Annotated in this window: 12 protein-coding genes and 1 rRNA gene; 2 read left to right on the top strand and 11 right to left on the bottom strand. The window is 46.6% G+C overall.

From position 1 onward, the window contains the following. Positions 1-33: 33 nt before the first annotated feature. Together AYJ58_RS04975 and acnB are read right to left on the bottom strand one after the other, a co-directional pair. Positions 34-1576 (bottom strand): 16S ribosomal RNA (locus AYJ58_RS04975). 908 nt (positions 1577-2484) lie between these two features. Further along, complete coding sequence (gene acnB / locus AYJ58_RS04970; RefSeq protein ID WP_106649228.1) at positions 2485-5082, bottom strand: bifunctional aconitate hydratase 2/2-methylisocitrate dehydratase; 2598 nt, start codon at positions 5080-5082, stop codon at positions 2485-2487. Between the two features lie 434 nt (positions 5083-5516). On the opposite strand from acnB, the gene hxpB reads away from it, so the two are divergent. Together hxpB and AYJ58_RS04960 are read left to right on the top strand one after the other, a co-directional pair. After that, positions 5517-6176 carry a hexitol phosphatase HxpB gene (gene hxpB / locus AYJ58_RS04965; protein WP_106649227.1) on the top strand — a complete coding sequence of 220 codons (660 nt, stop codon included), beginning with the start codon at positions 5517-5519 and terminating at the stop codon, positions 6174-6176. A 115-nt stretch (positions 6177-6291) separates the two neighbouring features. Further along, on the top strand, positions 6292-6645 hold the full coding sequence (locus AYJ58_RS04960; RefSeq protein WP_106649226.1) for a DUF2845 domain-containing protein: 354 nt from the start codon (positions 6292-6294) through the stop codon (positions 6643-6645). A gap of 79 nt (positions 6646-6724) precedes the next feature. Here the strand turns inward: AYJ58_RS04960 and AYJ58_RS04955 are convergent, their stop codons facing one another. From AYJ58_RS04955 to ampD, 9 genes are all read right to left on the bottom strand, one after another. Beyond that, positions 6725-8767 carry a M13 family metallopeptidase gene (locus AYJ58_RS04955; RefSeq protein ID WP_106649225.1) on the bottom strand — a complete coding sequence of 681 codons (2043 nt, stop codon included), beginning with the start codon at positions 8765-8767 and terminating at the stop codon, positions 6725-6727. A 296-nt stretch (positions 8768-9063) separates the two neighbouring features. Next, positions 9064-11280, bottom strand: a complete 2217-nt coding sequence (locus tag AYJ58_RS04950) for a patatin-like phospholipase family protein (protein ID WP_198555600.1) — start codon at positions 11278-11280, stop codon at positions 9064-9066. A 230-nt stretch (positions 11281-11510) separates the two neighbouring features. Further along, entirely contained in the window at positions 11511-16004 is a 4494-nt protein-coding gene (locus AYJ58_RS04945; RefSeq protein ID WP_198555598.1) for an EAL domain-containing protein, read from the bottom strand. A 456-nt stretch (positions 16005-16460) separates the two neighbouring features. Further along, the gene (lpdA, locus tag AYJ58_RS04935) at positions 16461-17888 is read right to left on the bottom strand and encodes a dihydrolipoyl dehydrogenase (RefSeq protein ID WP_106649224.1); all 1428 of its coding nucleotides are present in this window, start codon (positions 17886-17888) and stop codon (positions 16461-16463) included. Positions 17889-18035: 147 nt separating this feature from the next. Further along, the gene (aceF, locus tag AYJ58_RS04930) at positions 18036-20054 is read right to left on the bottom strand and encodes a dihydrolipoyllysine-residue acetyltransferase (protein WP_106649223.1); all 2019 of its coding nucleotides are present in this window, start codon (positions 20052-20054) and stop codon (positions 18036-18038) included. A 12-nt stretch (positions 20055-20066) separates the two neighbouring features. Then, complete coding sequence (gene aceE, locus AYJ58_RS04925; RefSeq protein WP_105250400.1) at positions 20067-22733, bottom strand: pyruvate dehydrogenase (acetyl-transferring), homodimeric type; 2667 nt, start codon at positions 22731-22733, stop codon at positions 20067-20069. A gap of 81 nt (positions 22734-22814) precedes the next feature. Then, a complete protein-coding gene (gene pdhR, locus AYJ58_RS04920; protein WP_105250401.1) occupies positions 22815-23567 on the bottom strand; it encodes a pyruvate dehydrogenase complex transcriptional repressor PdhR in 753 nt (250 codons plus the stop codon). Between the two features lie 310 nt (positions 23568-23877). Continuing rightward, a complete protein-coding gene (ampE, locus tag AYJ58_RS04915) occupies positions 23878-24729 on the bottom strand; it encodes a beta-lactamase regulator AmpE (protein ID WP_106649222.1) in 852 nt (283 codons plus the stop codon). Between the two features lie 81 nt (positions 24730-24810). Next, positions 24811-25374 carry a 1,6-anhydro-N-acetylmuramyl-L-alanine amidase AmpD gene (gene ampD / locus AYJ58_RS04910; RefSeq protein WP_106649221.1) on the bottom strand — a complete coding sequence of 188 codons (564 nt, stop codon included), beginning with the start codon at positions 25372-25374 and terminating at the stop codon, positions 24811-24813. Positions 25375-25394: the final 20 nt, after the last annotated feature.

Genomic DNA, 25394 nt, shown 5'->3' with positions numbered 1-25394 from the left:
AACACTCAACAAACATTAAGTTAGTCGTATAGGTAAGGAGGTGATCCAGCCCCAGGTTCCCCTAGGGCTACCTTGTTACGACTTCACCCCAGTCATGAACCACAAAGTGGTGAGCGCCCCCCCGAAGGTTAAGCTACCCACTTCTTTTGCAGCCCACTCCCATGGTGTGACGGGCGGTGTGTACAAGGCCCGGGAACGTATTCACCGTGGCATTCTGATCCACGATTACTAGCGATTCCGACTTCATGGAGTCGAGTTGCAGACTCCAATCCGGACTACGACGAGCTTTGTGAGATTAGCTCCACCTCGCGGCTTTGCAACCCTCTGTACTCGCCATTGTAGCACGTGTGTAGCCCTACTCGTAAGGGCCATGATGACTTGACGTCGTCCCCACCTTCCTCCGGTTTATCACCGGCAGTCTCCCTAGAGTTCCCACCATTACGTGCTGGCAAATAAGGATAGGGGTTGCGCTCGTTGCGGGACTTAACCCAACATTTCACAACACGAGCTGACGACAGCCATGCAGCACCTGTCTCACAGTTCCCGAAGGCACAAGTCCATCTCTGGTCTCTTCTGTGGATGTCAAGAGTAGGTAAGGTTCTTCGCGTTGCATCGAATTAAACCACATGCTCCACCGCTTGTGCGGGCCCCCGTCAATTCATTTGAGTTTTAACCTTGCGGCCGTACTCCCCAGGCGGTCTACTTAATGCGTTAGCTTGAGAGCCCAGTGTTCAAGACACCAAACTCCGAGTAGACATCGTTTACGGCGTGGACTACCAGGGTATCTAATCCTGTTTGCTCCCCACGCTTTCGTGCCTGAGCGTCAGTCTTTGTCCAGGGGGCCGCCTTCGCCACCGGTATTCCTCCAGATCTCTACGCATTTCACCGCTACACCTGGAATTCTACCCCCCTCTACAAGACTCTAGTTCGCCAGTTCGAAATGCAATTCCCAGGTTGAGCCCGGGGCTTTCACATCTCGCTTAACAAACCGCCTGCGCACGCTTTACGCCCAGTAATTCCGATTAACGCTCGAACCCTCCGTATTACCGCGGCTGCTGGCACGGAGTTAGCCGGTCCTTCTTCTGTAGGTAACGTCACAGCAATGGTGTATTAAACCATTACCTTTCCTCCCTACTGAAAGTGCTTTACAACCCGAAGGCCTTCTTCACACACGCGGCATGGCTGCATCAGGGTTTCCCCCATTGTGCAATATTCCCCACTGCTGCCTCCCGTAGGAGTCTGGGCCGTGTCTCAGTCCCAGTGTGGCTGATCATCCTCTCAGAACAGCTAGGGATCGTCGCCTTGGTGAGCCATTACCTCACCAACTAGCTAATCCCACCTAGGTTCATCCAATCGCGGAAGGCCCGAAGGTCCCCTCCTTTCCCCCGTAGGGCGTATGCGGTATTAGCAGTCGTTTCCAACTGTTATCCCCCTCGACTGGGCAGATCCCTAGGCATTACTCACCCGTCCGCCGCTCGCCACCTCAGAAGTAAACTCCCTTGTGCTGCCGCTCGACTTGCATGTGTTAGGCCTGCCGCCAGCGTTCAATCTGAGCCATGATCAAACTCTTCAATTAAAGTTTTGTTGAAACCCTAAGGTTTCGGCTCAATGAATTCTGATTTTTTGTTTCCGCCCTCTCTTCATAAAGAGAAGAAAGCGAAACCAAAATTATGTACATATTGCTATGAACACTCTTCATCATTGATTTAATTCTTTGACTGCCAACCCGAAGGTTAAGCAGTTTCGATTAACTCAATACCTGTGAGTGTCCACACAGATTTCTTGTTTTATCTTGTTAAAGAGCAACTCAACTTCGTAAGAGAAGTTGAGTACCACACTGAGCGCCGAACGCTTCCAGTTGGCTAGGGCTGCGTATTCTACGCATTTCCCGTTTCGCGTCAAGGAGTATTTTTCAACTTCTTGCTGCGCTTGAATTAAATGCTTAAAAGCGACTCAATTCAACTTAACTCGTCAGCTTGCTTTCGCTGTCTGCCGTGTCAGTGGATGCGCATTATAGGGAGCCGGAGATTTTGTGCAACCCCTATTTTAAGGAAATTTGCAGTTAATTCTAATTATCTAATCTAGCCACACTATACCCACCACTTACCCCCAAAGTTATCCACATTTTAGTCAAAACAATGCCTTTACTCTGCATTTTTCATAGCAAAAGCCCATTGAATGATCTGTTGGTAAATATGAAAATAGAAGGGTTCAGTCTTTCAAAAACTAGATTCAGTGAGGTGAAGCCGGACACTGATTGGGATAGCGCCTTTAGTGAACAACCTAAAGACAGATGCACTTGGCTATTTATGCTTATTTATTAATGCTTCGTTATTTATGGAATCCTAGCCTGTTATATGGAAGAGACGAAGCATCACTATTTAGATGAGCTATTTGTACATATATATGCGCAGAGAGAAACTTACCCACAAAAAAGCCAGCTTACGCTGGCTTTTGACATCAAGTTACCTTAACGGTAATCGATTATACGGCTGACTGGAAGATCACTTCAGAGGCTTTCTTAGTGTAAGACTCGATTTGATCGAAGTTCAAGTAACGGTAAGTGTCAGCCGCAGTAGCGTCTAACTCTTTGGCGTATTCTTGATACTCTTCTGGAGACGGTAGACGACCCAACAGTGCAGCAACCGCAGCCAGTTCAGCAGAGGCTAAGTAAACGTTAGCGCCTGTACCTAAACGGTTCGGGAAGTTACGAGTAGAAGTCGATACTACAGTCGAACCTTCAGCAACACGTGCTTGGTTACCCATACACAGTGAACAACCTGGGATCTCGATGCGGGCACCTACGCGACCAAAAATCGCATAGTAACCTTCTTCAGTCAGCTGATCTCTGTCCATCTTAGTCGGTGGCGCAATCCACAGACGAGTTGGCAGCGTTTTAGCAAACTTGTCTAACATCTTACCGGTTGCACGGAAGTGACCTATGTTAGTCATACAAGAGCCAACGAACACTTCGTCAATCTTAGTTTGTGCAACAGATGACAACAGTACCGCATCATCAGGATCATTCGGCGCACACAGGATTGGCTCTTTGATGTCGTTCAGGTCGATTTCGATAACCGCAGCGTACTCAGCATCTTTATCGGCGCTCATCAGTTCAGGATTCGCTAACCATTCTTCCATACCTTTGATACGACGTTCAATGGTACGACGATCGCCGTAACCTTCAGCGATCATCCACTTGAGCATGATGATGTTTGAGTTCAGGTATTCGATGATAGGTTCTTTGTCTAACTTGATAGTACAGCCAGCAGCAGAGCGCTCAGCTGATGCATCAGACAGTTCGAAAGCTTGTTCAACTTTCAAGGTTTCAAGACCTTCGATTTCCAGTACGCGACCAGAGAAGATGTTAACTTTACCTTTCTTCTCAACAGTCAACATGCCGAGCTCAATGGCTTTTAATGGGATGGCATGCACCAGATCACGCAGTGTGATACCGGGTTGCATTTTGCCTTTAAAGCGCACTAATACTGATTCAGGCATATCGAGTGGCATAACGCCCGTCGCCGCAGCAAACGCCACTAAGCCAGAACCTGCTGGGAATGAAATACCAATTGGGAAACGGGTATGCGAGTCACCACCGGTACCAACGGTATCAGGCAGCAGCATACGGTTTAACCATGAATGGATAACACCATCACCTGGACGCAGTGATACACCGCCGCGATTCATAATGAAATCTGGCAGAGTATGATGTGTATTCACATCAACTGGCTTTGGATAAGCCGCAGTGTGACAGAATGACTGCATAGTCAAATCAGCACTGAAACCTAAACAGGCTAAATCTTTCAGCTCGTCACGGGTCATAGGACCTGTGGTGTCTTGTGAACCGACAGACGTCATCTTAGGTTCGCAGTATTGGCCAGGACGCACGCCAGCTACGCCGCATGCTTTACCGACCATCTTCTGCGCTAGCGTGTAACCTTTACCCGTATCAGCAACGTCTTGTGAACGTACAAATACGTCAGATACACCTAAACCGAGTACTTCACGGGCTTTGTCAGTTAAACCACGACCGATGATCAGTGGAATACGACCACCAGCACGGACTTCGTCTAACAGCACGTCAGTTTTTAAGCTGAATTCTGAAATTACTTCGTCGCTATCGTGACGCTTAACCACACCGGCGTATGGGTAGATGTCAATCACATCGCCCATTTCCATTTTGTTTACGTCAAGCTCGATTGGCAGTGCGCCCGCATCTTCCATAGTGTTGAAGAAAATCGGTGCAATTTTACCGCCAAGGCAAAAACCGCCAGCGCGCTTGTTAGGGACAAATGGAATGTCATCGCCCATAAACCACAGTACTGAGTTAGTCGCAGATTTACGTGATGAACCCGTACCGACAACGTCACCCACATACACTAATGGGAAACCTTGTGCTTTCAACGCTTCGATTTTTTTCACTGGGCCAACGGCGCCAGCAACGTCAGGCTCGATACCATCACGGGCGTTTTTCAACATAGCTAACGCGTGCAATGGGATATCAGGACGTGACCATGCATCTGGTGCTGGCGACAAGTCATCGGTGTTGGTTTCACCAGAAACTTTAAATACTGTCAGAGTGACTTTGTCGGCCAGTTTGGGACGGCTTAAATACCAATCTGCATTTGCCCATGCTTCAACTACTTGCTTAGCAAACTCATTGCCCGCTTCCATCTTCTCAACCACATCGTGGAAAGAATCAAACATCAGCAAAGTGTGAGATAAGGCTTTAACAGCTAAAGGTGCTAACGCTGGGTTATCCAGCTGCGCGATCAGAGGTTCGATGTTGTAGCCGCCTTGCATTGTGCCTAACAACTCAGTAGCACGCTCAGCAGATAGAATCGGTGATTTTTCAGTGCCTTTGGCAACCGCATCTAAGAAAGCAGCCTTAACATAAGCGGCTTCATCAACACCTGGGGGAATTCGATTTTCAAGCAGGTCGAGAACGAAAGCCTCTTCACCTGCGGGTGGGTTTTGAACTAACTTAACCAGTTCAGCCACTTGATGTGCATCTAATGGCTTAGGGACTACGCCCTCTGCAGCACGTTCTGCGACGTGTTTACGATATGCTTCTAGCACGGCAACATTCCTCTTTGTTTGGCGCTCTAACAACGAAACTGCACGTCTTCTTAATTGAAGCTGACAGTCCGACATGATCGACCCGTATTTCCGGCCTGCAGTATACTACAGCTTTGCAAAAGTATGAATCAGGTCACACTCGGCAAAAAGCGAAATAAGGACTAAATCCGGCGGCGAATGCCAACTTACGGGAATATTAAAACAAGTGAAATTAGACAATAGTTTGAAAACAGACAAAAAACCATACACTACAAATAGTTAACAATGTTTCATTAATTTTAAATCGAACAGGCAATTTTCAGCGCCCTAGATCAAATATGTGTAAATTTTTCTCATCTTGCGCGATTTTGGCTTTTAAGATGCGGTGCGAGAACTTACACTCAGGCTTAATTTACTGCATATCTCAGTTATTTCCCCAGTCCATCGGAGTACCAATGACATCCCTTAGCATTCAAGCCGTTATTTTTGATATGGATGGCGTTTTAATCGATTCAGAACCCCTATGGCAAAGGGTCGAGTATGAAGTGTTATCCGCACTTGGCGTGCCAGTAACGATAGAGACGATTCAACAAACCACAGGTTTACGTATCGATCAGTGCGTCGATTATTGGTACCACAAAGCTCCTTGGCCTCACTACGATAATGCCAAGGTCAGCCAAGCGATTGTCGATAAGGTCGCCAGTGAAATTCTGGTTAGCGGCGAAGCTATGCTGGGCGTTCACGAAACGATTGATCACTGCCAAGCACTGGGTCTTAAAATCGGCTTAGCCACCTCCTCGTTTTACACTATTATCGAGGCAGTGCTCTCTAAGTTAGGGCTCAGCGATAAATTCATGGCGGTACAATCGGCCGAGGGCCTCACCTACGGCAAGCCCCACCCTGAAGTGTATTTGAATTGTGCTAAGGCGTTAGATGTCGATCCCCGCTATTGTCTTGCGATCGAAGATTCTTTTAACGGCTTAGTTGCCGCCCGAGCGGCCAATATGCAAACGCTTGCGATCCCCGCACCAGAACAAAGAGGCGATGCTAAGTGGGTTATCGCCCACCATCAGGCTGAGAACTTATTGGCCTTGCCGACACTCTTAGCTCAATAACGCCATAACACGCTTAGTCTCTACTAGGCGGATAAGCTGAGTTTTAGTTATATGGATAATGAGCCTTTGCCGTGTGGATGAATAGCAGAATGATATATGCACGAGAGGGGAGCCAATGAAGTACCTGTCTTTATTATCACCCGTATTATTACCCATGGGCTTAATACTCATATCCGTGAGCTTGTCCGCTAATGCGGGTGGTGCTATGCACTGCAAGCAACAAGTGGTCAACACTGGCGATACCTTAACGACTGTGCTGGAGAAGTGCGGCTCACCCAGCAATATTCGTCAGTACAGTCTGCCAGCGACTTATATCAACTCAGACGGCGACCGCGTGATCGATCCCAGCAAGTTGCCGACTGAGTATCAAGAATGGACCTATGACTTTGGACCGACACGCTTAATGCGCCGGCTTTATGCCACGGACAATAAAGTCACTAAAATCGAATCCTTAGGTTACGGACATTAATCGGCAGCATCCTAGATTATGGTCATCAATAGAAAAGCCAGACATTGTCTGGCTTTCTTGTTTCAATCAACTGAATGTATTACCAGATTTTTACACGTTCATCTGGTGTTAAATACATTTTATCGCCTTCTTTCATCTCGAAAGCTTTATAAAAGGCTTCCACGTTACGCGGCGTCCCCATAGCGCGGTAATGACTCGGTGAATGCGGATCTGTCATCAAACGACGGCTCAGCTCTTCATCACGGTAGTTACGACGCCATACTTGCGACCAACCGACAAAGAAGCGTTGCTCACCCGTTAATCCATCAAGCACTGGCGCGGGTTTGCCGTTAAGGCTCATTAGATACGAGCGTGCCGCTACGGTTAAACCACCTAAGTCGCCGATGTTTTCCCCTAAGGTCAAATCACCGTTAACAAACTTGCCGGGCAGTGCTTCATAACCTGAGTATTGCGCTGACAGTTGCTTACCGCGTTTTTGGAATTCTTCGCGGTCTTTATCCGACCACCAATCACGTAGGTTACCGTCGCCATCGTACTTAGCGCCTTGGTCATCGAAACCATGGCTGATTTCATGGCCGATCACTGCACCAATACCACCGTAGTTCACTGCATCATCGGCATCCATATTGAAGAATGGTGGTTGCAGAATCGCAGCTGGGAATACGATTTCGTTTTTCACTGGGCTGTAATAAGCGTTCACCGTTTGTGGCGTCATGCCCCATTCGGTACGATCGATTGGCTTGCCAAGCTTGTTGATCATGTCTTGATATTCAAACTGAGCGTAACGCATGTAGTTACCCACTAACTCGTCAGCCTTGATATCTAAACCTGAGTAATCTTTCCACTTATCTGGATAACCGATTTTATAGGTGAATTTAGCCAGTTTTTCTTGGGCGGCGACTTTGGTTTCTGGCGTCATCCACTCAAGTTCATTGATACTGACCTCAAAACCTTTGATCAAGTTTTTGATCATAGTTTCCATACGCGCTTTAGCTTCTGGCTTGAAGTATTGCTTAACATACTCTTCGCCCACTAACTCACCTATCACTTGGTCAGCGCCATCAACGGCTTTTTTCCAGCGTGGTTGTTGCTCTTCGATACCCATTAAGGTTTTGCTCTTAAAGGCGAAGTTCAAATCAACAAAGTTTTTGCTCAGTAACTCGGCGTAGCTATCCACCAAATGGAACGCGAGGTAATCCTGCCAAGCCGATACCGGGAATATCTCGAAACCTGCACCGAGTTTTTCGAAGTAAGAAGGCTGACGCACTATGATATCAGTCACTTTATCGCCTAAGCCCGCACTCGCAGCAAAGGCATTAAAATCGAATTGACCCATTAACTTTTGCAGTTCAGCACGATCTAACTTGTTGTATGCCTTGTTGGCATCACGGGATTCGACTCGGCTCCACTGACTTTTGGCGATCATCATTTCGATGTCGGCGACGTTTTTAGCCGCGCGTTTAGCATCCTTGTAACCCGCTTCGGTCAGTATGTCTGTCACATATTTGGCCATGGCTTGGCGATTAGCGGCAAACTTAGGGTCATCTTTAAGATAATAATCGCGGTCCGGCAGCGTAAGGCCCGACTGGCTTAGATACACGGCGTACTGAGTTGAGTTTTTGGCGTCGTTATTGACGTAAAAACCAAAGGGAATACCAGAACCGGTCGTCAGCAATTTACCCATAACGGCAGGTAAATCAGCGTGTGTTTTGGCGCCAGCGATATCGGCCAGCAATGGCTTAAGCGGAGTAACACCTAAGGTCTCAAGCAAATCGGTATTCATAAAGCTAGCGTTGAAATCACCAATCTTCTGATCATTCGAGCCCGCCGCGGGATTCTTTTTAGCGGCCGCTTCGTCGATGATTTTTTTCAATGCATCTTGGCTTTGATCGTACAGCACAGAAAATGCGCCATAGTTAGATTTGTCGGCAGGTATTGGCGTATTCGCCAACCATTTACCGTTAACGCTGTAATAGAAATCGTCTTGATGACGAACTGAGGCATCAAAGTTTTGCAATTCAATGCCAGAAACCGCAGCGACTTCAGTTTTAGGCTCGCTGCTGCAAGCGGCTAAACCTAAACTCAGGGCGATACCCAGTGCCAGTGTGCTTATCTTCTTCATTATTTTCCCCAGCTTACGTTGAGAGTTATTATTTTTCCCGCAAAACCTTAGCATCTTGCTACGCCCCACAGTAGCAAGATTTTGTAAAAGGATATGACACTTTAGTGGCGCATGAACCGATTTAGGCACTATGCCACCAAGTCCGTTTAGGGGGAGCATCGCACAAAAAATAAGGGCACGCCCTCAGTCATGCCCTTAAGCTCTTAAGCTCTTAAGCTCTTAAGCTCTTAAGCTCTTAAGCTCTTAAGCTCTTAAGCTCTTAAGCTCTTAACATCAATCTCAAACTAGAACTCAAACTAGAAGTTTTTACCCACAAATAAATAGAAGGACTTATCGCCAAGATCTGTGATCCCAAAGCCGATTGCCGCAGGTCCCATGGAAGTATCAGTACCAATGTAGAGACTCGATGCATAAATCAGATCAGTGAGAGTGACTTCAGAGCGCTCATCCCAGACATTGCCCGCTTCCAAACTCCAACCTAGATACAAAGGATAATCTGTCATACCGAGCGCATCACGCCCGAGATCATATTGATAAACAAAGGCGCCAAAGACTTTATGCGCCCCCGTCAACGAGTCTTTATGGTAACCAGATAGATTTAAAAAACCACCCAGCTCAGATAGATGCAGCGTAGTCATCCCATCATTATCGTTGGTTGAAATCGAAGCCTTACCCACAAAAGCATGATTACCGACACTCAAGGCGCCCTTCCAGTCGGCCTCAATCTGCACACTGTATTCGTTTTGGTTATCATCGATAACATCATCGAAATCTTCATTACGCACATAGACGTTTAAGGTCACGCGGTTACCCGATGTCGGGAAACTAATACTGTCTAAGCTGTCGTAGCCGAATCTAAAGTAAGCCCCATAAGAGCTATAATCCAAGTCCCTTGACAGCCAAGCATCATTAATTATCGCGCCCTTCTCCGCCACTAAACCCAGTTCAATCATGCCCTGAGAGGTGTAGTTATAGCCAATACCGAGTTCGATAGTATGGGTTTTCTTGTCGAAGGTGAGCAGGCGATTGTTATTATCGTATAAGTCCCAATTACGGGTATCGTATTGATAACGAGCGCGGCTAAAGAATTGTTGATCTCTGTCTAAGGGCTGATAAAACTCAGTCGCAAACAACTTTTCCATACCGAGTTTGATTTCATTGCGCCACTCGCCGCCATTGAAGGTCAAATCCGTCATGGTATAGGCCATGTCAAAACTGATGGCCGATTCAGAGTTAAAATCATCCTCCCAGTTAAAACCTAATTGGAAATAATTTGGCCCCCAAGACTTAGCTTTAGTGGTCACAGTCAGTACACGGCCGTCTTCACCCTCGACAAACTCAGCATCGACACGCTCAAACTTATTGAGGGAGTAAATACGCTTTAACGCCTCATTAAGCTCATCCTTAGACACAGCTTGGCCAGGCTTAATATTCAAAGTTTCAGTTAGGAGATTCAAACTCACCTTAGATTGGTTATCGAAGACAATTTCATTAACGGAATGACGCACATCTGCCATTAATAACTTACCTTTGGCTTTTTTGGCCTCGACGTAGGCGGCATATTCATCAGGGCTCACGCTCATGCTGCTCAGCTTATCAAGCTGACCATTAGCGGCTTCTTTACCGAGCGTTAATGCCAACGGCATGATAGTGAAATCTGTGGTGCTCAAGGCGTCGATCGCAGGACGGATCAACACATCTTTATCAGTCAGCAGCAGTTTTTGTTTTTCGGTGCTGGCATTGGTCAAAAAGTTGGAGAGCTGATCGAGCACGGCAATAGTGCTGTCTAATTTATCTTTTTTGACTAGAGGTGAGCCAATATCGACGGCAATAATAATATCGGCGCCCATGGCCTTAACAACATCGACGGGCATATTGTTGGCAATACCGCCATCGACCAATAACTTACCTTCTATTTGAGCGGGCTGCAGCGCACCGGGAACCGTCGCGGACGCTTGCATGGCTTTGACCATACTGCCGTGACTGATCACCACAGGTAAGCTGGTTTCTAAATCAGTCGCCACTGCACGGTAAGGAATGGCTAAATCATCAAAATCACCAAATTGCTGAACTAGATCCGTAGACTGACGCAAAAGTTGCGACATAGTCTGACCACGCAGCAGCCCACTTGGTGCCCTTACTTGGCCTTCGTTATAACCAATGTTCAGTGGAATATTGTAGCGATCGCGTAATTGTTTATCCCTATAACTCAAAATATTACGCGGGATAGTATCCGAGTAGCCGCTGTCCCAATCAACCCCCATCATGATAGCTTCGACTTCGCTGGCGCTGTAACCCAAGGAGTACATGCCTGCGACATAGGCACCGATACTCGTGCCCGCGATGTAATCGACCGGGATATTATGTTCTTCTAATATTTTAAGCACCCCCACATGGGCTGCGCCTTTAGCGCCACCACCACTGAGTACGACACCAATTTTAAGGCGCTCTGCCGCCATCGACGGAGTCATGCACAAACACAAAATAATAGAAGCGAGTAGTTGACGCATCATGGTGAGGTTACTTTTTTATGGGATAAAAATCCGAGTTATATTACCAAACTTATCGATTTAACCGTCAGTCATATTTTATCTGGACCGACTAGTGATAAGACTGTGTACTATTTACACAAACAGGTGAAGTTTAATTGAATAAATGCCGAAACAAAATATCAATCCTAACTGAATATATCGTCATTTAAATTTCAAGGACGCTAGTGAATATCTTGCTGTTATAGCCTAGCTTAATGTTCAATAACGACGATTCTGTTATCTGTTTCTAAATAGCGTTCAAAATCATCCACGCACATAGGCTTAGCAAAATAATACCCTTGAATAATATAACAGCCGCGGCTAAAAACTTGCTCTAACTGTTCAACCGTCTCAATCCCTTCGGCAACCACATTTAATTTAAGGTTACGGGCTAATTCAATAATACTGCTCACAATCGCCTGATCGGCCGTATTAGTGGCGATATCAATTAAGAAGGAGCGATCGATTTTTAAGGTGTTTACTTCAAAATGGCGCAAATAGGCCAACGAAGAATATCCCGTCCCAAAGTCATCAATGGCGACTTCAATCCCTAAGGATTTCAAACGTGTAAGATGATCTTGAGCAACATGCAGCTCCTTCATCAATACGCCTTCGGTGATTTCTAAACCTAAAGATGCCGTCGGCATTTGGGTGTCATGCAGGATTCTTTGTATGTCTTCAATAAAATCTGGCTGCCTAAAATGCACCGCCGAAATATTAACCGACAACTTAAAAGTAGCGCCATAACGCTTTGCCCAATGCGCCCCCTGTACACAGGCTTGCCTTAACACCCAACGATCAATATCCACAATTAAGCCGCAGGCCTCGGCAACTTTAATGAAAATATCGGGACGAATAAAACCGTCCTGCGGATGTTTCCAGCGGATTAATGCTTCCATTCCTATGGGTTTATCGTTACGTAAAATATCAATTTGCGGCTGGTAATAAAGCTCAAACTCTTGCCGCTCGATGGCTTTACGTAAATCGGCCTCAAGCCGTAAATGATAGAGGGCTTGGGCATTACGTTCAGAGGAATAATATTGGAAATTTCCCCGCCCTTCTTCTTTGGCGTGGTACATAGCGAGATCGGCATTCTTGATAAAAGCTTCAGGCTGCACCGCATCGTCGGGCCAAATACTGATGCCAATACTGGTCGAAATATAAAACTCACGACCATATAACTTAAAGGGCGCCACAATTTGTTCCAGCAGGCGCTCGGCAATGTGATTGATCTCGTCAATGCTATTAGCATTTCTGAGTAAAATCACAAATTCATCGCCGCCAAAGCGGCAGAGCATATGTTCGCTAGCAATACAAGATTGCAGTCGGCTTGAGGCTTCGACCAGCAAGGCATCGCCCATGCTATGTCCATAGGAGTCATTAACATGCTTAAATCTATCGAGATCTAAAAAGAGTAACGCTAATTTCTCACCCGTTTGCTGCGCGGCCTGAATCGACTGTAATAGACGGCTAGAAAATAAGGAACGGTTTGGCAACCCAGTAAGCACATCGTAATTAGCTAAGCGGCGTAAATCGGCCTCAGTGCGTTTACGTTCGGTAATATCCGAGAATACCACCACATAATGGGTCACTTTACCGTTAGTACTTTGCATCACCGACACGTTCAGCCACACGGGACAAGGTTGCTGACTGGCATTGATTAACTCACGCTCGCCCGTCCAAGACTGGCTATCACTAAGAAGTTGCTGGATTTCCGATGCCAAGCCGTCATTCATCAGCACGAATTGAGCAAAGGATTGACCGACTAAATCGTCAGAATCGATGCCGATAATTTGTTGTGCAGCGTAATTCGCCACGCGAATACTGCCTTCGACATCTAAAATCAGTACACCTTCAGAGGTGTTACCAAAGGCTTTTGCCAGCAAATTCACTTCATCTTCTAACTGACGTTGCACGGTAATATCACTATAAATACCCGCGACCCGCTCAACCTCATTGGAGTGTTTATTGCGTGCGACGGGTCGCCCTTTTACCCTTAACCAACCCCAATTACCCTCCTTGCGCTGATAACGATATTCGGCTTCGAATCTATCGTTCTCCCCCGACATCATGCTATTCCACTGATCGATCACTTTTTCCCTATCCTGTGGATGCACGGGCAAATCCTCTAAACTCACCACAATCTCATTGGCATGGGTACCAAGCACAGAACCGCGATTATCGAGGTGAAATGCCTGCGTACTCTTATGCCATTCCCAGAGATCTGAGTCACTGCCGCGTAAAGATTGCCTTAGTCTGTCATCACTCTCAGTTAATGCCTGATTCATTTGTTTAAAGGTATTGATCTGACGTTGCCGGTACCAAGCAAGACTTAAGGCAATAATGGAAAATAACAGCAGTAAAATGCCTTTAAAACCTTGGGATAACCACCAATGCTGCTCAACATAAAAGGGATAGGTAAAAGGTTTGTCTGACCATATGCCATTCACCTGACTCAAAATATCTAATACATAACCACCCGCAGCTAAACCTGCGAGGTTAATCTGCGCCTCCCCCTGAAGCAGCACATAACGACTCTCTTCATCTTGATGACGTAAGCGATATTTAAATTGGATGGGCGAATCATCGAGATAATCTAAGTTAGTGATTTGAAAACTAACCATATTGGCTTCGGGTTTGATGGTCATCAGGTTACGCGGCAACAAGGACACTTCTGTCGTGTTGTTATAGTACACAGAGACAGATTCAAGCATCACATGGTCATCGGTTATACGGTTGACCAGTCTATTGACATCGAGTCGCATCACACCTTCAGGTGTTCCTAAGTAAAAGCCTGTTTTTGGTGAATAAAAATAAGCGCCCTCGTTCATTTCATCGGAAATCAAACCATCGAGTTGATTAAACATGGCGATATTGCCCGTTTGAATATCCTGACGAATCAAAGAATCCGAGCAGCCCACAAGATTAGACTTAGGCGTTTTTTGAATAAAAAACACTGAGCTACAATTTAATTGCCATTCGGAAGTCAGTGAAATTAACGATCCCGTTTGCTGATGGTATTCGAATAAACCTTTTTCATAGGAGCCAAACCAGATTACCCCAGGTGACATTTCTTCAATATGACTGACCGTTGGCTGTGCCGCAAAGGCGTTAAATAACTGCCGCTGATCATGAAACTCGTTTTGGCTGTCGATATAGCCAAAGACTTTTTTACCGCTAACCCACAGACGACCGTCGGAAGTACGATAAATCGTGCGGATAACGGGTCGCTTGGGGCCATCAAATTTGTCCGATGATTTATCAATATCAAAGGGCTGAGGCTCATAGAGTCCCATTTCCCAAAAATACAGCCCTGATGTGGTCGCAATCCAAATGCGTCCTTTCAGTTTAGGGTCGAGGTAGGTTTTATAAATGAGCTTATTTTTAAAGCCATCATTACCGTGGGTCCACTTAGCAAAACTGCTGCCTTGCAAAGTGTCTTTATCGACAACAAAGAGACCGCTAGTTGTCGATAATAGTAAATAATGTCCCTCAAACTCACTGATATCATAAATGCTTTCATGGGGATTAAATCCCTCAATCGGCACGTTAAATGCCTTACTACTGCCTTTAGCAATAAAATCCAAATTGGAAGAACCTAGCCAAACGCCTTCATCACTGGCATGCACTGACCAAGTCATGGCATCACTCAATTGATAGGGTTCATCGCCGGTATAAGTGTCGAGGATAAAATCAGGCTGCGATGCCAATAACGCCAATCCATCGCCTGAACCTCCGACCCACATCAAACCCGCATCATCAAACAACATGGCTTTTAGCGTTTCCATGTCTGCCTCAGACTTCAACTCTTTTTGATAGTTTTCAATCTGGCGTGTTTCGGGCGACCATTTCAATAAACCGATACGACTGGAAAACCATAAATATCCTTTCGCATCTTCAACGATCGCTGTGCTCCAATCGGGCAATTCTGGCACGGGGATAATCTGCCTAGAAACTTGATCTAATTGATAAACGCCGCGGCCAGTCGCAATCCAGATCCTATGCTGAGAATCCTCTAACATATCGAGAATACTGCCCATAGATTCGGTCCAAGAGTATTGGAATACCCGCTCGCCATTTTGCTCTAGCAACTCTAATTGCAAGGTTCCCGCGACCAGCATTTGACCATTCGGCATGACCAGCAATTTACGCCAAGGAAGATCGCGGTTAACCGGCAACTGAGTAATAAGGCGCAGCTCGGACTTTGAAGGGGAGAATTCATATATCTGGCCATTATCAATTAACAATCGCCATGTTTTACTATTTTTTCGGGCTGCCGAGACCAGTGCACCACCGGGAAACTGCGGGAATAAATAGGGAGAACCAAAGGCGGTAAATTGATTTTGGACAATATCGTAGAGGTAAATCGCTGCGTTAGTGCTGACCAATAATTTGTCACGTTCTATGTTTACTACTGAGGTTAAAAAGTCATCTGACAGTCGCGATTCGGTGCCGATTTTATCGATACGCCGCACCTTAGAATTACTGACTCGATACAAGCCCTGCTCAGTCGCTGCCCATACAAAACCGTAATCATCTAAGGCCAAACCGCGGATACTGGTGACCGCTAAACCGTCCCTATCGGTAAAGACACGCTGCACAAAGCCACCCGCCCAAGCCGAGTGGATGCCAGTCAGTGAAAGGATGAAACATGTCAGAATTATTCTAATTATTTTTGTTTGCATGTGACGGCTTACTTCATACATATACCCAAACCACCTCAAAATGCAGAATTCAGCGGCTGATGTTAACGGCATGGTAACGCACTTTCAGCAAGGCTATTTATTGCTCCTGCATAAATGGCATTCACGACATATATGGCGATTGCGGCTATTTGTAGGCCTAGTGGGCTAAGTCAAAAATAGCCAACACGGCATAAAGTGCGTTACCCCGTGGTTAACATCAGCCACCGGGACGGAGCACCCAGGGCACTCCACTTCCATGTTGCATCAATTCAAAAGGTGGCCGACATTTTTTCATTGATGCGCCTTGAATTGAAGCACCCTGGGCGCTCTGAAACTCGTATTTTGAGGTCGCTTGGGTATAACTGTACTGTAGCAGCTCAATCCTATCAATTCATCCGCTTGTTTACATAAAAGTTACAAAAAAATACAGGCAATAAAAAAGCGCTCAAGTGAGCGCTTTTTTAATCGACAGCTAAATTACTTTTTCTTTGCCTTTGGGTTTGGCAAATCAGTAATAGAACCTTCGTACATTTCAGCCGCTAAGCCCACTGATTCGTGCAGTGTTGGGTGAGCGTGAATGGTTAATGCTAAATCTTCAGCATCACAACCCATTTCAATCGCTAAACCGATTTCGCCTAACAGCTCGCCGCCGTTAACGCCAACAATCGCACCACCGATTACGCGATGAGTGTCTTTGTCGAAAATCAGTTTAGTCATGCCCTCAGAGCAATCAGACGCAATCGCACGACCACTTGCAGCCCATGGGAAAGTTGCGGTTTCGTAAGCAATACCTTGCTCTTTCGCTTCTTTCTCAGTCAAACCAACCCAAGCTACTTCAGGGTCAGTGTAAGCAATTGATGGGATGACTTTTGGATCGAAGTAGTGCTTCATGCCAGCGATAACTTCAGCTGCTACGTGGCCTTCGTGCACGCCTTTGTGAGCGAGCATTGGTTGACCAACGATGTCACCAATAGCGTAGATGTGCGGTACGTTAGTACGCAGTTGCTTATCAACCTTGATAAAGCCACGCTCATCAACATTAACACCTGCTTTTTCAGCATCTAACGACTTGCCATTAGGTGCACGGCCAATTGCTACTAATACCGCATCGTAACGGACGGCTTCAGTTGGTGCGCTCTTACCTTCCATAGAAACATAAATACCGTCTTCACGGGCTTCTACCGCTGTGACTTTAGTTTCAAGGATCAGGTTGAATTTCTTCTTGATTTGCTTAGTGAATACGCGAACAACATCTTTATCAGCTGCTGGGATCACTTGGTCGAACATTTCAACCACGTCGATTTCACTGCCTAAAGAAGCGTACACAGTACCCATTTCTAGGCCGATAATACCGCCGCCCATCACTAACAACTTGCCTGGAACTTCTTTCAGTTCTAATGCGTCAGTCGAATCCCAAATACGTGGATCTTCATGCGGAATGAATGGCAGTTTGATTGGGCGAGAACCCGCAGCAATGATCGCTTGCTCGAAATGAACTACTTTGACAGTGCCATCTTCAGCAGTCACTTCTAGCGTGTTAGGGCCAGTGAATTTACCAAAACCGTTAACCACGTTAACTTTACGCATTTTGGACATACCGCCCAATCCGCCAGTTAATTGGCCAATAACTTTTTCTTTAAAGCCACGTAACTTATCTAAATCGATAGTTGGCTCGCCGAAAACCACACCGTGAGCAGCAACGGCTTTGGCTTCTTCGATAACTTTAGCAACATGTAATAGGGCTTTAGATGGGATACAACCCACGTTAAGACACACGCCGCCTAAAGTGCTAAAACGTTCAACGATAATGGTTTCTAGACCTAAGTCCGCTGCACGGAAAGCCGCAGAATAACCTGCAGGACCTGCACCTAATACCACTACCTGAGTTTTGATTTCGTTACTCATGTTTTCCTCTAATTCTCATTCAATCCGTTGGAGGAGCTATCCTGCCAACCGAAAATGCGCCAGCGCGTAAGGTGGGCGCATTTTAACCTGTGTTTGATACTGATCACAATAAACAAAAGGCCACTCAAGATGAGCAGCCTTATATGCTTACAGAACCAAAGTACGAATATCGGACAGAATTCCTGACAGCGTCACGCTAAAGCGAGCCGCCATGGCACCATCAATCACGCGGTGATCGTATGACAGTGACAATGGCAACATCAATTTAGGTTCGAACTCTTTACCATTCCACTTAGGCTTAATTTCAGATTTAGACACACCTAAAATCGCCACATCTGGGTAGTTCACGATAGGCGTAAACGCCGTACCGCCAATGCCACCTAAACTTGAAATAGTAAAACAGCTACCTTGCATGTCAGCAGATTTCAGCTTGCCATCACGGGCACGGATAGAGATATCAGCCAGTTCACGAGATAACTCGATAATGCCTTTTTTATCCACGTCACGCACGACTGGCACAACCAAACCGTTTGGCGTATCAACCGCCACACCGATATGGAAATACTTCTTCTGGATCAGTGATTCGCCATCAGAGCTTAAGCTCGAGTTGAACACTGGGAACTGTTGCAACGTTTTAGCCACAGCTTTCATCATAAAGACCAGCGGAGTGATCTTATAATCGGCTTTTTTCTTCGCCGCGACATCGTTTTGCTGCTTGCGGAACTCTTCCATTTCGGTGATATCAGCTTCATCGAACTGAGTCACGTGAGGAATGGTTACCCAGTTACGGTGCAGGTTTGGACCAGAGATCTTCTGGATACGACTTAATGGAATCTCTTCCACTTCACCAAACTTGCTGAAATCCACTTTCGGTGCTGCAATCACTTGCAGACCGCCGCCACTACCGTCACCAGAGCCTGAACCAACAGAGGTTGCCGCAGTCGCTTTCGGACGAGACAGTTCGTATTTCACATACGCCTGAACGTCTTCTTTCATGATGCGACCTTTACGGCCAGAACCTGTCACTTGGGTCAAATCGACACCAAACTCACGGGCTAAACGACGTACTGCAGGAGACGCATGTACCGCACCGGTAGACACAGGTGTACCTGCGCTTGGGTGATGGGGTACTGGAGGACGGCTTGCAGGTGCAGGAGCTGCAACGGGCGCAGCACTCACAGGAGCAGGAGCAGCAGCTTGAGCAACCGCTGCTGGAGCGGCACCCGCACTTACTGTTGCAACAGAAGTCGTCTCAATCGTCGCAATAACGCTACCTTGAGAAACCTTGTCACCCACTTTAACAGTCAAAGACAGCAGTTTACCGGCGAATGGCGCAGGCACTTCCATGGTGGCTTTGTCAGTTTCAAGGGTGATCAAACCTTGGTCAGCCGTGATTTCATCACCGACTGACACTAGCACTTCGATCACATCGACATTGCTAGCATCGCCAATATCCGGCACTTGAATTTCTTTTACCGCAACCACACTTGCCGCTGGTGCAGTAGCCACTGGCGCTACCGTAGCGGCAGGAGCAGCTTGAGCCACAGTTGCAGCTGCCGCGCTAACGCTTGGAGCCACAGCAGGTGCAGCACCGCCCACTTCAAGCATGATGACTAAAGAGCCTTGCGACACTTTATCGCCAACCGCAACTTTAACGTCTTTAACCACACCCGCGAAAGGTGATGGCACGTCCATCGTCGCTTTGTCTGTTTCTAGGGTAATTAAACCGCTATCAACTTCAATCTTGTCACCGACAGCAACCAGGACTTCGATAACCGATACATCAGTGTCGCCACCGATATCTGGTACTGTCACTTCAACCACTTTGGTTGCGCCCGTCGCAGGAGCAGCAGCCACAGGGGCAGGAGCCGCTTGAACTGGTGCAGATGCTGGTGCCGCCTGAGCGGGTGCTGCAACTGCTGCCGCGCCCGCCGCTTGCATCATAGCAATCAAAGTACCTTCAGATACTTTATCGCCCACAGCCACTTTCAATTCGGCTAAAACACCGGCGAAAGGCGCAGGAATATCCATAGTCGCCTTGTCGCTTTCGACGGTAAGAATCGATTCTTCTGCGGCTAAGGTATCACCCACAGCCACACAGATTTCGATCACTTGCACTTCATCGCCGCCGATATCAGGAACAAAAACTTCTTTTAATTCAGCCATTTTTATTGCCTCTTACGCGTACTGTGGATTGATCTTGTCAGCGTCGATACCATATTCTTTAATGGCTTTTGCTAACACATCGACAGGCAGCTCTTTGCGATCAACCAGTGATTTCAGTGCCGCAATAACGATAAACTTAGCGTCCACTTCAAAGTGGTGACGCAGATTCTCGCGGCTGTCTGAACGACCGAAACCGTCAGTACCTAACACTTTGTAATCGGTAGGAATATAAGCACGTAACTGTTCGCCGTAAATCTTCATATAGTCAGTCGCGACGATTGCAGGTGCATCACTTGAAATCACTTGGCTGATATAAGCTTGTTTTGGCGTTTCGGTTGGGTGCAGCATGTTCCAACGCTCAGCGGCTTGACCATCGCGAGTCAATTCGTTGAAGCTAGTTACGCTAAATACGTCGGCAGTAATACCGAAGTCTTTCGCCAGTGCTTGCGCCGCTTTACGGGTTTGTTCAAGGATAGTGCCACAGCTCATTAACTGAACTTTGCCTTTACCTGAGCCCGCAACCGTTTCTAACTTATAGATACCTTTCACTATGCCCACTTCCGCGCCTTCTGGCATGGCTGGTTGCTCATAGTTTTCGTTCATTGTGGTCAAGTAGTAGAAGATATCTTCTTGATTTTCGCCGTACATACGACGGATACCATCTTGTACCACAACGGCGATTTCGTAGCCGTAGGTTGGATCGTAAGTAATACAGTTAGGGATAGTGTTCGCCAATACGTGGCTATGACCATCTTGATGCTGTAAACCTTCGCCGTTAAGCGTTGTACGACCTGAAGTACCACCGACTAAGAAACCACGAGCACGCATGTCACCCGCAGCCCAAGCCATGTCGCCAATACGTTGGAAACCGAACATTGAGTAGTAGATGTAGAACGGGATCATAGGTGTATCGTTGACTGAGTAGCTCGTCGCTGCTGATACCCATGAAGACATAGCGCCGAGTTCGTTAATCCCTTCTTGCAATACTTGGCCGGTTTTATCTTCACGGTAGTAAGCAACTTGGTCAGAATCCTGCGGAATATATTTTTGACCTTCGTGAGCATAAATACCCACTTGACGGAACAAACCTTCCATACCGAAAGTACGAGCTTCGTCAGGAATAATTGGCACAATATTTTTGCCAATTTTCTTGTCTTTCAGCAGAGCAGTCAGAACACGAACGAATGCCATAGTCGATGAAATTTCACGGCCGTTAGAGCCCTGTAAAATCGAATCGAAAATCTTCAGTGACGGCACTTCCATCTCTTCGGTGAACTTTTGACGACGTTGTGGCACGCTACCATGCAGCGCTTCACGACGGCTCATCATGTACTTCACTTCTTCAGAATCTGGACCTGGGTGATAGAAAGGCAGATCTTCTAACTGGTCATCTGGGATCGGAATATTGAAGCGATCGCGGAAGTAACGGATAGACTCGATACCCATTTTCTTCACGTTGTGAGCGATGTTTTTACCTTCACCCGCATCACCTAAGCCATAACCTTTTACGGTTTTAGCTAAAATCACCGTTGGGCGACCTTTGGTTTTTTGTGCGTGATCTAAGGCAGCGTACACTTTCACTGGATCATGACCGCCACGGTTTAAGCGCCAAATGTCATCATCTGACATGTTAGCCACCATTTCGGCCGTTTCAGGATACTTACCAAAGAAGTGTTCGCGAGTATAAGCGCCACCTTTGGCTTTACAGTTTTGGTATTCACCGTCAACGGTTTCTTCCATTAACTGCAGTAACTTACCGCTTGTATCACGGGCCAATAATGGATCCCAGTAACGACCCCAAATCACTTTAACGACTTCCCAGCCTGCACCGCGGAATTCGCCTTCAAGTTCTTGGATGATCTTACCGTTACCACGTACAGGGCCATCGAGACGCTGTAAGTTACAGTTAACGATGAAGACTAAGTTATCTAATTCTTCACGGGCCGCTAAACCAATCGCACCTAAGGCTTCTGGCTCGTCACACTCACCGTCACCTAAGAAACAGTAAACGGTTTGTGCTGAACAATCTTTCAGACCACGGTCAGTCAGATATTTCAGGAAACGCGCCTGATAAATCGCTTGGATAGGACCTAAGCCCATAGAAACTGTTGGGAATTGCCAGTAATCCGGCATCAGTTTTGGATGTGGGTATGAAGACAGACCCTTGCCATCCACTTCTTGACGGAAGTTAGCCAGTTGGTCTTCGCTTAAGCGACCTTCTAAGAATGAACGCGCATAAATACCAGGGGCAATATGGCCTTGGAAATACACTAAATCGCCACCGTCTTTTTCATTGGGTGCGCGGAAGAAGTGGTTAAAACATACGTCATAAATAGTCGCGCTTGAGGCGAAGCTTGAAATATGGCCGCCTAATTCTAAATCTTTCTTAGAACCACGAAGCACCATAGCTAAAGCGTTCCAACGGATGATGGCGCGAATGCGACGTTCCATCTCTTGGTTGCCAGGCATGTGCGGCTCTTGACCCGCAGGGATAGTGTTCAGGTAAGCCGTTGTGGCGTTATAAGGCAAGTGAGTGCCATTACGACGCGCTTTATCGATCAGCTTTTCTAGTAAAAAATGCGCGCGCTCTGGGCCTTCCTGTTCCAACACTGCTTGCAGGGCATCAACCCATTCCTGAGTCTCTAACGGATCTACGTCTTGTAGCATATCTTCAGACATGACACTGTCCTTCTCTATATACATGATAATGAATGGTGTTTGCGGCATATTCCGATTTAGCTGGCAGCTAAATCACAGAACTTAAGCGCCACTCTTTAAACGGCGCAAGCTTCGCTGCAACCGGCTATCTTCTTCCCGCACAGATAACATCACCTCTTCGATGTAACTTAAGTGTTCATTCGAGGCTTCTCTGGCGGCGTCGGGATCACGACGAACGATGGCAGCGAGCAAGGCCCGTCTGTGATCGTTAGCCATAGTAGAAGCTTCTTCGCGGCGGCTTAAAAGCTCCAGGTTTTGCGCCACATTTTGATGCAGCACAGGGGTTAAACTAAGAACGAGGTGTAACATAGCCACGTTATGTGACGCTTCCGCCACAGCACGATAAAAACGCACAATCGCAGCAGCTTTTTGTTCGATATCGGTGGCGGCTTCCACCTCGAGGATCATACGCTTGATATTTTGCATATCGGCGTCGGTACCACGAAGGGCCGCAAAATAGGCCATCATGCCTTCGGTGGCATGGCGGAACTCCAGTAAGTCGTACTGACTTTCTGGATCTGAATTCATCAGTTCAACAATAGGATCGGCAAGGGTCTGCCAGAGTTGTTCTTTGACATAAGTACCACCGCCTTGGCGGCGCATTAACAGTCCTTTTGCCTCAAGCTTTTGAATAGCTTCACGCAAAGAAGGTCGAGACACTTCAAACTGGATCGCCAGTTCGCGTTCAGGCGGTAACTTCTGACCGGGCTGTAAACTCCCCTCTAAGATCATTTGCTCTAATTGCGCCATGATCACGTCAGAAATTTTTGGCTGATTAATTTTACTATAGGCCATCAGGCGCTCAGCTCCGTTGTAAATTGGTCTTACCAATTTTTTTGAGTGAGCGCACTTTATCAAATCAGCGTTTTGATGTCCAGATTGAAGATCACTCCTTAAAAGCGATCTCGATCAAAAGCACTCACGAAGAGAGAGCATAGCGGAAAAAAATGTTTATGGGGTCAGACCATTTGACAAAAGCACGGACTTCGCCCCACTAGGCGCTGCCAAAAGCGCAGCGGATAGATTCTAGGTTCTAGACTAGAAGGAGCACAGCGACGCCCTAGCAGCGAAGCGTTCTCGATTCTCGCTGCAAAGCATCCTTCTTTTAACTCACCAATCCGAAAATGGTCAGTAATGAAAGTATTGCAACAATAAGTGTAAAGTTACGTTTACTGAGCACTAATAATGCTAAGGTTGATTGTACACATATAGGTGCACTTGCGACCTCAGGTAAAGGTTGTGCCGCTAATGCCGTTTCAGCAACCACAGTGCGAGCGCTCACATTTAAAGTCAATCCATTATGGCGCCACGCCGCTAAACCTTCACTAAATTGGCCACTTAAGGCATAACCAAAGGCGAAAATCCGGCTCGGTAACCAATCCAGTATCGTAATCACTTCGTTGACTAAGGGTAGCTCTAGGGATTTACGGGCATTCTCTTCGGCATAAAAACGTACCGTGCAATACAGTACAGCACCGACTGGACCTAAAAAAATGAAAAACAGCGCCACGGCACCATAATAACGATAGTTAATCCAAGCAACACTTTGACCTACTTTGGCACCAAGGTCTTTCTCGGATACAGCATCCAAACACTCGCTACAATCGAGTTCGGCGGCATAATGGTAACAAGCTTGGACGTCTGAGCGACAAGCGGCTTGCATATATTTTTTGAAAATATCACGCTGTTTCTGATGGTTAAAACAAACCACGGCCACAACAATCCATAGGGCTAAACTTAATAAGCCCCAAAACATTCCCGCCACTAACCAAGATAAAACATATACCAACAAGGCTGGTAGCACTAACGCCAACGCCATCATCACGCTTGTCAGTGACGCTTTATCACCGAAAAATGTTGTCTGATAGGATTGCAGTAAACGATCAAATTGCCATGATGAAGGAAGAAATTTAAGTCGCTCCACTAAAATGGCGACCAAGAGTGAAAATAATGCCATGGGCTGTACCTCTATAATTTGTCCATAAATAGTCTAGGTTTATATGGAATACGTCTAAAATCCAAAAAGTTAAGTGATTAACTAAGAGCGCAACGCCTGAGTATATTCCTTTAACTTGCCTAAATATCCTTCCCAATCAAAACTTTGCCCTGGGTCCGTTTTCCGCATTGGCGCAATATCACAATGACCCACAATCCGTTCAATACTCAGCAATGGATATTCTACCAGTAGGGCTTGTGTTAACTCGATGAGTGACTGATATTGCTCAGGAGTGTAAGGCTCAGTATCTGTGCCTTCCAGTTCAATACCAATGGAAAAATCATTACAATTCTCTCTCTCACCATAACGAGACACCCCAGCATGCCAAGCCCTGTCATTACAGCTTACATATTGGACACGCTCGCCATTGCGGCGGATCAAAAAGTGCGCCGAGACTTCCAAGCCCTGCAGCGGTGCAAAACTGGCATCGGCATTGGTATCTAAGCACCCTTGAAATAATTGATCAATATAGGGTAATCCAAAGCAACCTGCTGGCAGACTAATATTGTGGATCACCAACAAACTCACTTCACCCAAGGGACGTTGATTAAAATGTGGCGACTCACAACGCCTCGCACTATCACACCAACCTGAATCAAACCGCATGATGAGCTTATCCTCTATGC

Origin of the sequence: Shewanella sp. Pdp11 (genome assembly GCF_002838165.1) — a bacterium.
GTDB classification, from domain to species: domain Bacteria; phylum Pseudomonadota; class Gammaproteobacteria; order Enterobacterales; family Shewanellaceae; genus Shewanella; species Shewanella hafniensis.
This window is presented reverse-complemented; position numbering and strand designations above follow the sequence as displayed.